Origin of the sequence: Arenibacter amylolyticus, assembly GCF_002150785.1 — a bacterium.
Lineage (GTDB): Bacteria > Bacteroidota > Bacteroidia > Flavobacteriales > Flavobacteriaceae > Arenibacter > Arenibacter amylolyticus.
In genome coordinates this window covers 1-1,001 of sequence record NZ_MTAZ01000101.1, presented here as the reverse complement: position 1 = coordinate 1,001, position 1,001 = coordinate 1, and the positions used below count along the sequence as shown (strand labels likewise).

Sequence of the window (1,001 nt, the reverse complement as noted above, 5' to 3'; positions counted from 1 at the left end):
TTTGATTTTGCTCTTTTTCAAATTTGATTCCCGGTTTCTTCTCTTGGAACGAATAAGCTATTAGGCTTGAGACAAGATTAGTTATAAAATTTCCGAAGCTCCTGTGTCTAGAGTGTTCTGCGTCACATATATTTTTAAGCTGATCGTTTATGGTTTCTATAATTGAGCGTTTTCTAAGTAGTATTTTGTCCCTGAGGGTCATCAGTACATTCTTCATATTGTTTCTTATGCCTGTAACCAAGTGTAGACCGTCCTCAAATAGCATCGCCGCAAGATCCTTCGAGATATAGCCCTTGTCCGCATAGAGGCTTCCAAAAATCCGCTTTAGAACATTGCCTTCTTTTAGCGGTTGTCTGTCATCCACATTTGCCTGGGTAATAACAAAATCGAGTACCTCGCCTTTATCGTTTACGATCAGATGGAGCTTAAAACCATGGAACCACCCCATCGTTGACCTGCCCGTGGTTGCGATACCATTGAAAACCCTGTTGTTGTTTATCCTCTTATTATTGCAAACCCTTACAGGTGTTGAGTCCACAAAGGATATTCCTGTGCATTTCCCAAGACAGCAAGTCTTCATAAAAAGCACGAGCGGCAGCATATTGGCCTGCATCAGCTCAACAAACCGATTGTAGGACACGGTCTCAGGAAATTTATCTTCCATGTGTTTCTGTACATAAAAAATATAAAAATGCTTAAAGTTCTTAAAGCCGCTCAAGTGATAGATAACTGAAATGGTCATCACCTCACTACTGGACATCCTACCGGGTCTATTTCTAGTCTTTTTGCCCTGTGTTAAAAGGTTTTGTCTTAGAGCAGGCTCAAAAACCTTAGAAAACTCATCAATATTGAAGAAAATTTCAGTAATTTTATCATTGGAAATCATAGCGGATAATTTAGTTAAATATTTGATTTTTAGACACTTAAATATACTAAATTTCCGCTTTTTCTATGGTGTAAAAACCCAATAATATTCGAAATTCTTACATCGAACTCAGGTC

Annotated in this window: 1 protein-coding gene; it reads right to left on the bottom strand. The window is 38.2% G+C overall.

What is annotated here, in order from left to right; genetic code table 11:
- The coding region (locus tag BV214_RS16625; RefSeq protein ID WP_086478619.1) for an IS982 family transposase at positions 1-886 on the bottom strand (886 nt) is incomplete at its 3' end.
- Between the last annotated feature and the right edge of the window lie 115 nt (positions 887-1,001).